A 13,789-nucleotide genomic window follows, 5' to 3' on the forward strand; every position below is an offset into this window, starting at 1 on the left:
ATGGTTCCTTTAGAAAATAAATTATTCTTGAACAAACCAAAGGTAGGAAATTTTTCGTACGAACAAATTATTAGGTAAGTTTTTTTTGAAAAAAATTTCAGGTAATAAAAAACCCATACGATTTGTATGGGTTTTTAAAAGACTATTCTGGATGATTTAGTATACGAAAATCGGCCTTTCGCTCATCATTTCGTTTACTTCGTCAGCTATCTGCTCTAAAAGTTCTTCATTGGTATGATCTTGGATTACTCTGTCAATCAAGTCAACGATTGTTTCCATATCCGCTTCTACTAAACCGCGAGTCGTGATCGCAGCAGTTCCCACACGGATACCTGAAGTAACGAATGGCGACTTGTCGTCAAACGGTACCATATTTTTATTTACAGTAATTTCGGCTTTTACTAAAGCATTTTCAGCTTCTTTGCCTGAAATGTTTTTGTTTCTCAAATCAATCAGCATCATGTGATTGTCAGTTCCGCCAGAAATAATATTGTAGCCTCTTTTAACGAAAGCTTCTGCCATAGCATTGGCATTCTTCTGCAATTGTCTTGCATAGGTAAAGAATTCGTCAGACAAAGCTTCTCCAAAAGCAACCGCTTTCGCTGCAATGATATGCTCTAATGGACCACCTTGGTTTCCAGGAAAAACAGCACCATCAATTAAAGATGACATCATTCTGATTTCTCCTTTTGGCGTCTTGATTCCGAATGGGTTTTCAAAGTCCTTCCCGATCAAAATCATCCCACCGCGAGGCCCTCTTAATGTCTTGTGTGTTGTAGTCGTTACGATATGGCAATGTGGAATCGGATCATTCATCAAACCTTTAGCAATAAGCCCAGCCGGATGCGAAATATCCGCCATCAAGATAGCGCCAACACTGTCAGCAATTTCTCTGAAACGAGCAAAATCCATATCACGTGAATAAGCAGAAGCTCCAGCAATAATTAATTTTGGCTGTTCTTTTGTAGCAATTTCTTGAATTTTGTCGTAGTTCAAACGGCCTGTCTCCTGCTCTACTCCGTAAAATACAGGATTGTATAATCTTCCGGAAAAGTTTACTGGCGATCCGTGTGTCAAATGTCCTCCATGAGACAAATCAAAACCAAGAATTTTATCGCCAGGCTTTAGGCAAGCATGGTAAACAGCCGTGTTCGCTTGAGAGCCAGAGTGCGGCTGTACGTTTGCATATTCAGCACCGAACAATGCTTTTGCTCTGTCGATTGCTATCTGCTCGATTACGTCAACTACTTCGCAGCCTCCATAATATCTTTTGCCAGGATAGCCTTCGGCATATTTATTTGTCAGGATAGATCCTGCCGCTTCAAGTACTTGGTCGCTTACAAAGTTCTCTGAAGCAATCAGTTCCAAACCGTGAATTTGTCTGTCTTGTTCTTCTAATATTAAGTCAAAAATTTGTTCGTCGCGTTGCATTTGATAATTTTTTGTTAATTTGAGGACAAAAATACGAAAAGCGTTTGTTAAAATGCCATATAACGATATATTTGATACTTGATTTATAAACAAATAAACTAACAACAATAATGCCTATAACAGCTAACGACCCAACCAGAAAATCTTGGCTAGAAGTCCCAACAGACAGCGATTTTCCGATACAGAATATACCTTTTGGAGTTTTTCTAACCAAAGATGATGTTGTCACAATCGGAACTAGGATTGGCGATTTCGCCATTGATTTGGGTGCCTTGCAGCAATTAAACTATTTTGAAGGAATTGACCTGACGGACGATATGTTCATGCAGGACACTTTAAATGATTTTATATCCGACGGAAAAAAGACATGGCGATTGGTACGAAACCGAATTGCTGATATTTTTGATGCAACTAATGCCGAGTTAAGAGACAATGAAAAACACAGGGAAACCGTGATTTTTAAAATTGAAGAGGTCGAAATGCAGCTTCCTGTCTTGATCGGAGATTATACCGATTTTTATTCGAGTAGAGAACATGCTACCAATGTTGGGAAAATGTTCCGTGATCCAGAAAATGCTTTATTGCCGAACTGGCTTCATATTCCAGTAGGTTACCATGGTAGAAGCTCTACGATTGTTCCTTCGGGAATTCCAGTACACCGACCAATGGGACAGACTTTGCCTAACGGCGAAACGACTCCTGTTTTTGGTCCATCGAGATTAGTTGATTTTGAATTGGAAACTGCCTTTATCACGACGGATGCTAATATCATGGGCGAAAATATTCCAGTACATGAGGCTGAGGATTATATTTTCGGAATGGTGCTTTTAAACGACTGGAGCGCTAGAGATATCCAAAAGTGGGAATATGTGCCGCTAGGGCCCTTCTTAGCAAAAAACTTTGCTTCATCAATCTCACCTTGGATTGTAACTATGGATGCTTTGGAGCCTTTCAGAACCAAAGGCCCTCAACAAGAGCCAATGCCGTTGCCTTATCTGCAAGAGAAAGGCAAAAAAACATTCGATATCAATCTTGAAGTTTCTTTACAGCCTGAAAATGCTGAGCCTACAGTTATTTCCAAATCGAATTTTAAATATATGTACTGGAGCATGAGCCAGCAATTGGCACATCATACTTCAAACGGCTGCCGCGTGAATTCTGGCGATATGATGGGTTCTGGAACTATTTCGGGTCCTACTCCTGACAGTTTCGGTTCGATGCTGGAACTTACTTGGGGCGGAAAAAATCCTATCACCTTGAGCGACGGCACAGAACGCAAATTCATCAATGACGGCGATACCGTAATCATGAAAGGCTTTTGTACAAAAGAAAACGTAAGGATCGGTTTTGGCGAGGTTTCAAGCAAGCTTCTGCCTCCATTCTTTAGAAAATAATAGCAACTACATACCTTCTTAAAAGCTCTGGTAATTCGGGGCTTTTTTATTTTGGACATAAAAGGCTAAAACAGCTTCAAAAAAAGATATATATTTGCTTAAAATTTTACCTTTTATGAAGAAAATTACTACCCTGTTTTTGATTCTAGTTTTAGCTTCTTGCGGCGTGAAGCAGACCACAAATATGCTCACTAGTGGCGATTACGATGGAGCAATCGATAATGCTGTCGGCAGCCTCCGCTCTAACAAGGACAAAAAAGGAAAACAGGATTATGTTTACTTATTAGAAGAAGCTTTTGCCAAAGCAAAGGAGCGCGACCTGCGTGATATCCAATTCTTAGCAAAAGATGCCAATCCGCGAAATCTGGAACGCATTTATACGACTTACGTGCAATTAAACAATCGTCAAGAAAAAATACGTCCGCTGTTGCCTTTGCGACTGATGAAAGAAAACAGAAATGCTATTTTTCCTTTTGATGATTATTCAGACCAGATCGTTAGTAGCAAGAACGCGCTTTCGAAATATCTTTATGACAATGCAAAAGCGTTGTTGTTGACAAAAGACAAGATGACTGTCCGCCGTGCCTATGATGATTTGGCTTATCTTGACCAGATCAATCCTAATTTTAAAGATGTGCGAAAGCTGATGGACGATGCCTTGTCTAAAGGTACCGATTATGTGAACGTTTATATGAAAAATGAAACCAATATGGTCATTCCTACACGCTTGCAAAATGATCTTTTGGACTTTAGCACCAATGGCATGAACGACAAATGGACCGTATACCACAGCAGCAAGCAAAAGGGAATCGATTATGATTTTGGAGTCGTGGTAAACTTCCGCCAAATCACTATTTCTCCAGAACAAGTAAAAGAAAAACAATTTATCAAAGAGAAGCAGATAAAAGACGGCGTTAAAAACCTGACAGATTCTCGCGGGAATGTCGTGAAAGACAGCCTTGGAAATCCGATCAAAGTTGATAAATTCAAAACCATCAAGATTGATATTTATGAATTCACGCAATTCAAAGCGGCTCAGGTTACTGCCAAAGTTGATTATGTAGATTATAAAACAAGCCAATTGTTGCAGACTTTCCCGCTATCCAGCGAATTTGTTTTTGAGAATATTTACTCGAATTATAGAGGCGATAGAAGAGCTGCTGACGAATCCTATTATACCTATTTTAATCAAAAAGCAGTGCCTTTCCCTTCAAACGAACAGATGATTTACGATACGGGCGAAGACTTGAAAGTAAAATTGAAGGATATTATTTCTAGAAACAGAATCAGAAGATAATCCTTAAAAAACAGCCGTAAAAGCAAAGCTTTTGCTTTGATAACGAATTACATTACAATAAATTAACATAATTAGTATTTATTTATAAGATTTTATAGGTTAATTTTATAACAACCTAAATTTATCAATTATGAATAAAACTACTATGCTATGCTCATTCCTCATGAGCTTGTCGATTTATGCACAAAAAATCGATAGTTTCGAACGTATCGAAGTGGATGGCTTTTACACCAATCCCCTATTTTCTCCCACAGGAGAATTTGTCTTGCTTACTGGAGAGCATTTAAAAGGTGTCTATCTCTTGGACCTAAAAACAAATAGTGTCAAACCTATTTCTGACAAGCCTGGCAGCGGTTATTCGTATGTCTGGGACAAATCGGGCAATTCTTTTTATTACAAGGAAAAATCCGAAAAGGAATATTTTTCCAATGCCAAGGTAATCAACTACAACATCCGCGACCAGTATTCTAAAAAGGTTGAAAACATCGACCATAATTACCTGCCTTCCTATAAAGGAGCACCTTCTAAAAAAGGCGACCAGCAAGTAGTTATTTATACCAATCTGGCTAGCTTAAAGATTGAAGCTAAAGATTTGGCTACATCGAAACAATGGACCGTGACCAAAGACGAAGGGCAATTTTACAATGCCCTGCTTTCTAACGATGGCAAAAAAGTGGCCGTTCATAAAGGAGCCGACATTTATATTTATGACTTGGATGGAAATTCCAAAGGCCGAAAAATAGGTACTGGAATAGCAACAGCATGGTCTGACGACGACAGTTATCTTATCGGATTTTTAGACGAGAGCGAAAACGGACATACCGTAAGCAATTCAGAATTGTATCTTTTTGATGTCAAGAATGCCAAGACCAAAAAGATTACCAATACAGAAGTGATTTCTGAAATGTTTCCAACAATCCACAAGGACAAAGTCATTTTTTCAGATGACAAGACCGGAAGACTCTTTATCGCAACTCTAAAAATGAATTAAGATGAAAAAGATAACTTTTATACTCAGTTTATTGCTATTGTCTTTAGGAGTAAACGCACAGATAATTGTCCTTGATCCCGGACATGGTTATGGAACTAGCACAAGTGACAATCCAGATGGTAGAACAGCTACCGAAATTGAAACTTCTTTGGCTGTCGGGCAAAAAACGAAAGCTTTGATTGACAACAGCTGTACTTGGACGGCACATCTTACAAGAACAACCAATGTCAACGGCTGGATTTCTGTCAACCAAAGAGCCTTGATGTCGAACAACTGGAATGCCGACCGTCTTTTAAGCATCCATTGCAACGCGGGTGGCGGAACTGGAACCGAAACGTTTTATTGTACAGCCGACGATACTAGCACGGCACCTGATATTGCTTTTGCGCAAAAAATTCAAGCCGATATGGTGACGCACGGTTCATGGACTAACAGACGTTGTGTAGAAGACAATAGCTTTTTGGCCTATCATTTGGGCGTATTGCGTTATTCTTCTGCAACGGCCTGCTTAAATGAAATCGGTTTTGTCGATTTTACTTCTGATGCTACAAAACTAAACAGCAATACGTGGAGAGACAGTTTTGCTTTGGCCTATTTTAATGCATTGAAATCGAATTTAAATCTTACTTGCAGCGCCGTGGCCGCACCAGGAACTTTTTCTCTGACTCTTACACCGGAATGCAGCGGTACTTCAACTCAAAACCGATTAAATTGGACTGCTTCTAGTAATGCAACTGGCTATGATATCTATAGAAACGGCACGCTGTATGCCAGCAATATTTCTGGAACACAATACATCAATACGCTTGTAACTGGAGGAACTACATACACGTATTATGTTATTGCAAAAAACAGTTCTGGAACAAGAACCAATTCTAACGGAACGCTTTCTGCAGCAACCCTAGTGTGCAACGCAACACCTGGAAGCTTTACCATTACTGCAACTGCGACTTGCAGCGGGACACAAAGCGCGATTAATGTAACATGGACAACATCCAGCAATGCAACTTCGTATGATATTTACAGAAACGGAAATCTTTATGCTCCAGACGTAACCGGAAATTCCTTCTTGAATACCTATCTGATTGTAGCAGGAACAAGCTATTCGTATTATGTAAAAGCTAAAAATGCAAACGGCTCAGTCAACAACTCTAATGGAACGCTTTCAAGAACAGCCATCAGCTGTACCTCTGGCAGAGAAGGAAATTCTATCGGAAAATCTGAATTGGATGTAAAAATCTACCCAAATCCAAATGATGGGCATTTTGTTATTGCAGTCGACAAAGCCTCTGTAGGCGAGATCAGCTATTCGATATATGACATCACAGGAAAACAAGTAGAAACTAGAAGCTTGGACAGCGATAGACAATCTGAAACAGCAATCGATATTTCTAAATTCCCATCCGGAACTTATATTATCAACGTAAAAGCTGACAACCAAGAATTTATCAAAAAGATTATCAAAAATTAGCAATCGCATTTTGCGTTAGCAATACTTATAGAAATCTGAAGCAGGTCAATCAGCTTCAGATTTTTTTATATGTTTTTATAAACAATTTGTTAAAAAACATCAAAGCCACAATTTTTTATTTTTTTTGCCTACATTTGCAGCGATGAATAATTACAAGTTACATACAACTTCACGGATCATGCCAACCCAAACTTCACGGGTTGTGCGGTCATAATTTGTACCGCCAAGCTACATCGAGTCCGAATTAGTTTATTCATTTTTCATTTTTTTAGTTTTGAAACTTTCAACTTTATCCTTGGGATTTTACTATCCTGACTTTACCGTATTATTTTTAGATTTTTCTGTTTTGGCTTATTTCCGGCCATAGGTCTGCTTATATTTTTATGAAATAGGTCCGCCCTATTTTTCCTTCCGTCACGATTTTATTATCCTATTTTTTAATCCAATCATACATTTAAAATGAATGTATCCATCTCTATTGCTCAAGAAGAGCATTATAAATTTGCGCAGGAAATATGCGACACTATGGAAGCTTCGGCACTTTTGAGAGGTACAGGAATCGCCAAAAGATCACCTGAATACATCCAAAAGAAAATGCAAAACAACGATGCTATTATCGCTCTAGAAAACGGAAAATTTGCCGGATTCTGCTACATCGAAAGCTGGGAACATGGCCAATTTGTTGCCAATTCTGGACTCATTGTTCATCCTGATTACCGTCATTTGGGGCTTGCCAAACAAATCAAGAAAAAGGTTTTTGAATATTCCCAAGAAAAATATCCAGGAGCTAAAATTTTTGGAATTACGACAGGTTTAGCAGTCATGAAAATTAATTCTGATTTAGGTTACAAACCAGTACCCTTTTCAGAACTGACTACAGATCCTACGTTTTGGGCAGGCTGTAAAGGCTGTACCAACTATGACATCTTAGAAAGAAAAGAATTCAAGATGTGCCTATGCACGGGAATGCTTTATGACCCAAACAACAAAAAACCAGAAGAAATCAAATTCAACAAAAAAGTGCTGACCCGATTGAGACAAATCAAGCAGACATTTTTAAAAAAATAATACCATGAAAAAAGTAGTTTTAGCATATAGCGGCGGTCTGGACACTTCCTTCTGCCTGAAATATTTAAAGAATGAAAAGCAGTTAGAAGTCCATACTGTATTGATAAACACAGGCGGTTTTGATGCAGCAGAATTAGACGCTATCGAAAAAAGAGCTTATGAATTAGGAAGCACGCAGCATATCAATTTAGATATCATCGACCACTATTACGAAAAGGCAATCAAGTTTTTGGTATTTGGCAACGTATTGAAAAACAACACATATCCGCTTTCTGTAAGTGCTGAAAGAGTTTTTCAAGCGATTGAAGTCGTCAAATATGCAAAAAAAATTGGCGCTTCTGCAATTGCTCACGGAAGCACGGGCGCTGGTAACGACCAGATTCGTTTTGACTTGATTTTCCAGACAATCGCTCCAGAAATGGAAATCATTACGCCCATCAGGGATTTGAAATTGTCAAGACAAGAAGAAGTCGATTACCTGCAAAAAAACGGTGTAGACTATTCTTGGGAAAAGGCACAATATTCTATTAATAAAGGAATTTGGGGAACAAGCGTTGGCGGTAAAGAAACACTGACTTCTAATCTGCCGTTGCCAGACAGCGCTTATCCATCTCAGCTTCAAAAAACAGAAATAGAAAAAGTAACCTTACATTTTGAAAAAGGAGAAATCGTAGGCATCAACAATGCGTTTGACAAGCCTTCGGCAAATATCATAACTCTTGAAAAGTTAGCAAGTGCTTTTGCTATTGGAAGAGATATTCATGTTGGCGATACCATTATCGGCATTAAAGGAAGAGTCGGTTTTGAAGCTGCAGCTCCATTGATTATCTTAAAAGCACATCATCTTTTAGAAAAACATACGCTTGGAAAATGGCAGCAATACTGGAAGGAACAGCTCGGAAATTGGTACGGAATGCTTTTTCATGAAGGCCAATTTTTAGATCCTGTGATGAGAAACATCGAGGCTTTTCTAGAAGATACTCAAAAAAATGTAACCGGAACTGTAACCGTAAGCTTAAAGCCCTATCATTTTTCTTTGGACGGAATTAAATCTGACCACGATCTGATGAATACCAAATTTGGACAATATGGCGAAATGAACAATGCTTGGACTGCCGATGACGCTAAAGGTTTTATCAAAGTCCTCGGAAATGCACAGTCGATTTATTCACAAGTAAATACCGTTGATTATGATTAAGGCAGGAATTATTGGAGGCGCCGGCTACACGTCTGGCGAATTGCTAAGAGTTTTGGCAAACCATCCTAATGTGGAAATCAATTTTGTTTTTAGTACTTCTCAAGCAGGAAAACCTTTGACTATTGCACACCCTGACTTGATTGGAGAAGTAGATTTATTATTCACAGATAAAATAAATCCCGAAGTAAATATCGTATTTCTTTGTTTGGGACACGGAAAATCAAAAGCATTTTTGGAGAATAACCATTTTGCTTCGCATACAAGAATTATCGACTTGAGCAATGACTTTCGTTTAAGCGATGATGCTGGTTTTCAATCAGAATCCTTTATTTATGGCTTACCTGAATTGAACAAAGACAAAATCACCACAGCAAAATATATTGCAAATCCAGGCTGTTTTGCTACGGCAATTCAGCTGGCGCTTTTGCCTTTGGCTTCCGCAAATGTATTGCAAGAGGATGTTCATATCAATGCCGTGACTGGAAGTACAGGCGCTGGAGTGCAGCCGACAGAAACATCACACCATAGCTGGAGAAATTCAAATATTTCGCACTACAAAGCCTTTGAACATCAGCATTTTGCGGAAATTAAGCAAAGTTTGAACGAATTGCAAGGTCATTTTAAAAACGAACTATTGTTCATTCCAAATCGAGGCGAATTTACCAGAGGAATTTTTGCGACGCTTTATACAAAAACGGACAAAAGCATCGAAGAAATAACCGATTTATATCAGAATTTCTATAAAAATCATCCTTTTACATTGGTTACGAATCAAAGCATCAGTATGAAAATGGCGGTTCAGACCAATAAATGCATCATCGGATTGGAGAAAAAAGGCGATTATCTTTTGATCACTTCAGTAATCGATAATCTTTTGAAAGGTGCTTCGGGGCAAGCCGTCCAAAATATGAATTTAATGTTTGGGCTTGATGAAACCACTGGGCTCCAACTAAAACCAAGCGGATTTTAAACAAAAAATTAAAAAGAAAAATGAGCTTATTCAACGTATATCCAATATATAACATCACTCCCATAAAAGCTTTGGGAGCTAAAGTCTGGGATAACAAGAATCAGGAATATCTTGATTTTTATGGTGGTCATGGCGTAATTTCTGTCGGACATTCCCATCTAAAATATGTAGAAGCTATAAAGTCACAGATTGAAAAAATTGGGTTTTATTCCAATTCCATCCAAAATCCGTTGCAGGAAGCTTTGGCAAAAAAATTAACTGCAATTTCAGGCTATCCAGATTACAGCTTGTTTTTATGCAATTCAGGTGCTGAGGCTAACGAAAATGCCTTAAAACTGGCTTCTTTCCATAATAAAAAGTCAACAGTAATTGCTTTTCAAAAAAGCTTTCATGGAAGAACTTCAGCTTCTGTTGCTGTAACTGACAATCCGTCTATTGTAGCACCAATCAATGCCAATCATTCTGTAATTTTCTTGCCTTTGAATGATATCGAGCTCGTCAAAAAAGCCATTTCAGAACATGAAATCACGGCCGTAATCATTGAAGGAATTCAAGGCGTTGGCGGTTTAGATGAAGGAACAGCAGCTTTTTTTAAAGAACTAGAAAAAGTTTGTAATGACAATAACGTCATCTTGATTTTAGACGAAATACAAAGCGGATACGGACGTTCCGGAAAGTTTTTTGCACATCAGTATCACGACATCAAACCTGATATTATTACGATGGCAAAAGGCATGGGCAATGGTTTTCCTATTGGTGGATTATTAATCAGCGACAAATTTCAGGCTTCTTATGGCCTACTCGGAACTACTTTCGGTGGTAATCATCTGGCTTGCGCCGCGGCTTTGTCTGTTTTGGAGATCATTGAAGAAGAAGGAATTTTAGAAAATGTAAAAAAACAGTCGGATTATTTTATCAAAGCGATTTCTGGCCTATCCCAAATTAAAAAGATAAAAGGAAAAGGCTTGATGCTAGGCTTGGAATTTGATTTCGACGTAACAGAACTGCGTAAAAAATTAATCTACGACCAGTTTATTTTTACGGGAAATGCTTCCCAGAAAAACCTTCTAAGAATCCTTCCGCCGCTTACTATTTCTGAAAAGGAAATCGACCAATTTGCTCTCGGATTGAAAAATGCATTACAATCTTTAAATTAAAAAACATGAAAAAGTTCACTACTGTAGATGATATTAATGATTTGGACGAACTGATTTTAACAGCCAAAAAAATCAAATCAGATCCTTTTGGAAGCCCCGAATTGGGTAAAAATAAAGTGCTAGGGTTGCTATTTTTTAATCCAAGCCTAAGAACTCGATTGAGCACTCAAAAAGCATCTCTAAATTTAGGAATGGATTGCATTGTGATGAATCTCAACACCGAAGGCTGGTCGCTTGAATTCGAAGACAGGACTGTCATGGACGGCAACAAAGCAGAACATATCAAAGAAGCCGCACAAGTAATCTCGCAATATTGCGACATTGTTGGCGTCAGAAGCTTTCCTACTTTGACTGATAAAGAAAAAGATGAAGCAGAACAAGTGATCAACTCGTTCGTAAAGTATTCATCGATTCCCGTTATCAGCCTAGAAGGCGCGACTGAACATCCGCTTCAGGCTGTTGCCGATGCGTTGACCATCCAAGAATATAAGACCAAAAGAAAGCCAAAAGTCGTATTGACATGGGCGCCGCATCCAAAAGCATTGCCACATGCGGTTCCCAATTCTTTTGCCAAAATCATGAAGCTTTCCAAATATGATTTAGTCATCGCACATCCGAAAGGTTATGAATTGAATCCAGAAATTACAAAAGGAACGACGATCACGGACAATCAAGACGAAGCTTTCAAAAATGCTGATTTTATCTATGCTAAAAATTGGAGCTCTTATAACGATTATGGAAAAATCCTTTCGAACGATACTAATTGGACAATTACAAAAGAGAAAATGGCGCTGACAAACAATGCAAAATTCATGCATTGCCTCCCTGTGAGAAGAAATATGATTGTTTCGGATGAAGTTTTAGATAGCGAAGATTCTATCGTAATACCGCAAGCCAACAACAGGACTTTCGCCGTACAAGCTATATTGACAAAAATTCTAGAAAATGGAAAATAAGCCTAAAATCAGCGTTGTGAAAATTGGTGGCAATGTGATTGACAACGAGCAATTGTTGAACACATTTCTTCAAGATTTTTCTGAATTGGAAGGATACAAAATCTTAGTACATGGCGGTGGTAAAAAAGCCAGCGAAATTGCCGAAAAACTAGGATTACAACCTTCTTTTGTCGAAGGAAGAAGAATTACCGACAAATCAATGCTCGAAGTTGCCGTAATGACCTATTCGGGCTTAATAAGCAAGCAGATTGTGGCAAAATTACAGCAATTAAAAACCAACAGTATCGGATTTTCAGGTGCCGATGGCAATCTGATTTTATCTGAAAAAAGAAAAAATACAGCCATAGACTTTGGGTTTGTAGGAGACGTGATCAGCATAAACAACAACTTACTTTCTGCTTTGCTTTCGCAAAATATCATACCTGTTTTTTCAGCCATTACGCATGACGGCAACGGACAGCTTCTGAATACCAATGCCGATACGATTGCCGCAGAAATTGCTATTTCCTTATCTAAAGAGTATGATATTGAGTTGATATATAGTTTTGAGAAAAAAGGTGTTTTATTGAATTCCGAAGATGAAAATTCTATAATTGAAATACTTGATTTTGAAAAATTCCAACTTTTGAAAGAAGAAAAAGTCATTCATTCCGGAATGCTTCCGAAGCTTGAAAATTGTTTCAAGTCGCTTGCAAATGGTGTTCAGAGTATTATCATCGGAAATCAAAATGTATTAAAAAGCAAAATAGCGACTAAAATAAAATTATAATTATGAGTCTTAAAACCATAACACAACTAACTAACGAAGCAATTGATTTATTAAAGAAATTGATTGAAGCGCCGTCTTTTTCTTCTGAAGAAGCACAGACTGCATTACTGCTGGAACATTGGTTTAGCAATAACAAAATTCCTTTTCAGAGAGAAAATAATAACATTTGGGCGAGCAATCTTTATTTTGATGCGTCAAAACCTAGCCTGTTACTAAATTCTCATCATGATACGGTAAAACCAAACGAAGGCTACACTTTGAATCCGTTTAAGGCTGTCGAAGAAGATGGAAAATTGTATGGACTTGGAAGCAACGATGCAGGCGGCTGTTTGGTGTCTTTACTAGCTACATTCACCTATTTTTATGCTGATGAAAATCTTCCTCACAATCTCATCTTTGCCGGAACTGCAGAAGAAGAAAGCAGCGGCCCAAATGGATTGAACAGTCTGTTGAAAAGCCTTCCTGAGATTGAATGCGCCATTGTGGGCGAGCCTACAGAAATGCATTTGGCCATTGCTGAAAAAGGTCTCTTGGTTCTAGATATTGTCGTTCCTGGAACCGCGAGCCATGCTGCACATCAAAATTTAGACAACCCGATTTATAATACGTTGCCTATTATCGAATGGTTCAAAACGTATGAATTTGAAAAAAAATCAGAAATTCTAGGGCCTGTAAAAATGACGGTTACGCAAATAAACGCGGGAAAACAGCACAATGTAGTTCCGTCAGAATGCAGTTTGGTAGTTGATATTCGTGTGAACGATTGCTATTCCAATGCCGAAATTTTAGAAATCGTACAGCAACACGTATCTGCGAAAATAACGCCGCGATCCATGCATTTGAACGCTTCTTCGATTGACAAAAATCATGCTTTGGTTCAAGCAGGAATCCGTTTAGGGCGAAACACCTATGGCTCTCCTACTCTTTCTGATCAATCGGTATTAAGTTGCCAATCGATGAAATTAGGTCCCGGCAATTCGCTTCGTTCGCATACTGCAAATGAATTTATTTATCTGGATGAAATTAAAGAAGGCATCGATTTGTACATCAAAATTTTATCTGATTTTTTTAACTCTAAACAGTAAAC

General features: G+C 38.3%; 12 protein-coding genes. 11 read left to right on the forward strand and 1 reads right to left on the reverse strand.

Annotation, left to right across the window (positions count from 1 at the left end; genetic code table 11):
* Positions 1-156: 156 nt before the first annotated feature.
* Positions 157-1,431 carry a serine hydroxymethyltransferase gene (gene glyA / locus CLV94_RS10835; RefSeq protein ID WP_121376504.1) on the reverse strand — a complete coding sequence of 425 codons (1,275 nt, stop codon included), beginning with the start codon at positions 1,429-1,431 and terminating at the stop codon, positions 157-159.
* 110 nt (positions 1,432-1,541) lie between these two features.
* On the opposite strand from glyA, the gene fahA reads away from it, so the two are divergent.
* The 11 genes from fahA to CLV94_RS10890 all read left to right on the forward strand — a co-directional run bounded on the left by fahA (position 1,542) and on the right by CLV94_RS10890 (position 13,787).
* A complete protein-coding gene (fahA, locus tag CLV94_RS10840) occupies positions 1,542-2,825 on the forward strand; it encodes a fumarylacetoacetase (protein WP_121376505.1) in 1,284 nt (427 codons plus the stop codon).
* A gap of 115 nt (positions 2,826-2,940) precedes the next feature.
* On the forward strand, positions 2,941-4,122 hold the full coding sequence (locus tag CLV94_RS10845; protein ID WP_121376506.1) for a hypothetical protein: 1,182 nt from the start codon (positions 2,941-2,943) through the stop codon (positions 4,120-4,122).
* A gap of 130 nt (positions 4,123-4,252) precedes the next feature.
* Positions 4,253-5,113: a TolB family protein gene (locus CLV94_RS10850; RefSeq protein WP_121376507.1), complete on the forward strand. Its 861-nt coding sequence runs from the start codon at positions 4,253-4,255 to the stop codon at positions 5,111-5,113.
* A 1-nt stretch (position 5,114) separates the two neighbouring features.
* The gene (locus CLV94_RS10855; RefSeq protein ID WP_121376508.1) at positions 5,115-6,584 is read left to right on the forward strand and encodes an N-acetylmuramoyl-L-alanine amidase; all 1,470 of its coding nucleotides are present in this window, start codon (positions 5,115-5,117) and stop codon (positions 6,582-6,584) included.
* Positions 6,585-7,043: 459 nt separating this feature from the next.
* Positions 7,044-7,652: a GNAT family N-acetyltransferase gene (locus tag CLV94_RS10860; RefSeq protein WP_121376509.1), complete on the forward strand. Its 609-nt coding sequence runs from the start codon at positions 7,044-7,046 to the stop codon at positions 7,650-7,652.
* A 4-nt stretch (positions 7,653-7,656) separates the two neighbouring features.
* Entirely contained in the window at positions 7,657-8,850 is a 1,194-nt protein-coding gene (locus CLV94_RS10865) for an argininosuccinate synthase (protein WP_121376510.1), read from the forward strand.
* Positions 8,843-9,820, forward strand: a complete 978-nt coding sequence (gene argC, locus CLV94_RS10870) for an N-acetyl-gamma-glutamyl-phosphate reductase (RefSeq protein WP_121376511.1) — start codon at positions 8,843-8,845, stop codon at positions 9,818-9,820. Before CLV94_RS10865 ends, argC begins: the two co-directional genes overlap by 8 nt.
* 20 nt (positions 9,821-9,840) lie before the next feature.
* On the forward strand, positions 9,841-10,977 hold the full coding sequence (locus tag CLV94_RS10875) for an aspartate aminotransferase family protein (RefSeq protein WP_121376512.1): 1,137 nt from the start codon (positions 9,841-9,843) through the stop codon (positions 10,975-10,977).
* Between the two features lie 5 nt (positions 10,978-10,982).
* Complete coding sequence (locus CLV94_RS10880) at positions 10,983-11,933, forward strand: N-acetylornithine carbamoyltransferase (protein ID WP_121376513.1); 951 nt, start codon at positions 10,983-10,985, stop codon at positions 11,931-11,933.
* Positions 11,923-12,702 carry an acetylglutamate kinase gene (gene argB / locus CLV94_RS10885; RefSeq protein ID WP_121376514.1) on the forward strand — a complete coding sequence of 260 codons (780 nt, stop codon included), beginning with the start codon at positions 11,923-11,925 and terminating at the stop codon, positions 12,700-12,702. The genes CLV94_RS10880 and argB overlap by 11 nt, the downstream gene beginning before the upstream one ends.
* Before the next feature lie 2 nt (positions 12,703-12,704).
* On the forward strand, positions 12,705-13,787 hold the full coding sequence (locus tag CLV94_RS10890) for a M20 family metallo-hydrolase (RefSeq protein ID WP_121376515.1): 1,083 nt from the start codon (positions 12,705-12,707) through the stop codon (positions 13,785-13,787).
* The last annotated feature ends 2 nt before the right edge of the window (positions 13,788-13,789 follow it).

Origin of the sequence: Flavobacterium endophyticum (assembly GCF_003634455.1) — a bacterium.
Taxonomy (GTDB): Bacteria; Bacteroidota; Bacteroidia; order Flavobacteriales; family Flavobacteriaceae; genus Flavobacterium; species Flavobacterium endophyticum.

Bases quoted from the DNA above. Each gene is read 5' to 3' on its own strand.
- glyA (WP_121376504.1), bottom strand. From the start codon at position 1,431: ATGCAACGCGACGAACAAATTTTTGACTTAATATTAGAAGAACAAGAC.
- fahA (WP_121376505.1), top strand. From the start codon at position 1,542: ATGCCTATAACAGCTAACGACCCAACCAGAAAATCTTGGCTAGAAGTC.
- CLV94_RS10845 (WP_121376506.1), top strand. From the start codon at position 2,941: ATGAAGAAAATTACTACCCTGTTTTTGATTCTAGTTTTAGCTTCTTGC.
- CLV94_RS10850 (WP_121376507.1), top strand. From the start codon at position 4,253: ATGAATAAAACTACTATGCTATGCTCATTCCTCATGAGCTTGTCGATT.
- CLV94_RS10855 (WP_121376508.1), top strand. From the start codon at position 5,115: ATGAAAAAGATAACTTTTATACTCAGTTTATTGCTATTGTCTTTAGGA.
- CLV94_RS10860 (WP_121376509.1), top strand. From the start codon at position 7,044: ATGAATGTATCCATCTCTATTGCTCAAGAAGAGCATTATAAATTTGCG.
- CLV94_RS10865 (WP_121376510.1), top strand. From the start codon at position 7,657: ATGAAAAAAGTAGTTTTAGCATATAGCGGCGGTCTGGACACTTCCTTC.
- argC (WP_121376511.1), top strand. From the start codon at position 8,843: ATGATTAAGGCAGGAATTATTGGAGGCGCCGGCTACACGTCTGGCGAA.
- CLV94_RS10875 (WP_121376512.1), top strand. From the start codon at position 9,841: ATGAGCTTATTCAACGTATATCCAATATATAACATCACTCCCATAAAA.
- CLV94_RS10880 (WP_121376513.1), top strand. From the start codon at position 10,983: ATGAAAAAGTTCACTACTGTAGATGATATTAATGATTTGGACGAACTG.
- argB (WP_121376514.1), top strand. From the start codon at position 11,923: ATGGAAAATAAGCCTAAAATCAGCGTTGTGAAAATTGGTGGCAATGTG.
- CLV94_RS10890 (WP_121376515.1), top strand. From the start codon at position 12,705: ATGAGTCTTAAAACCATAACACAACTAACTAACGAAGCAATTGATTTA.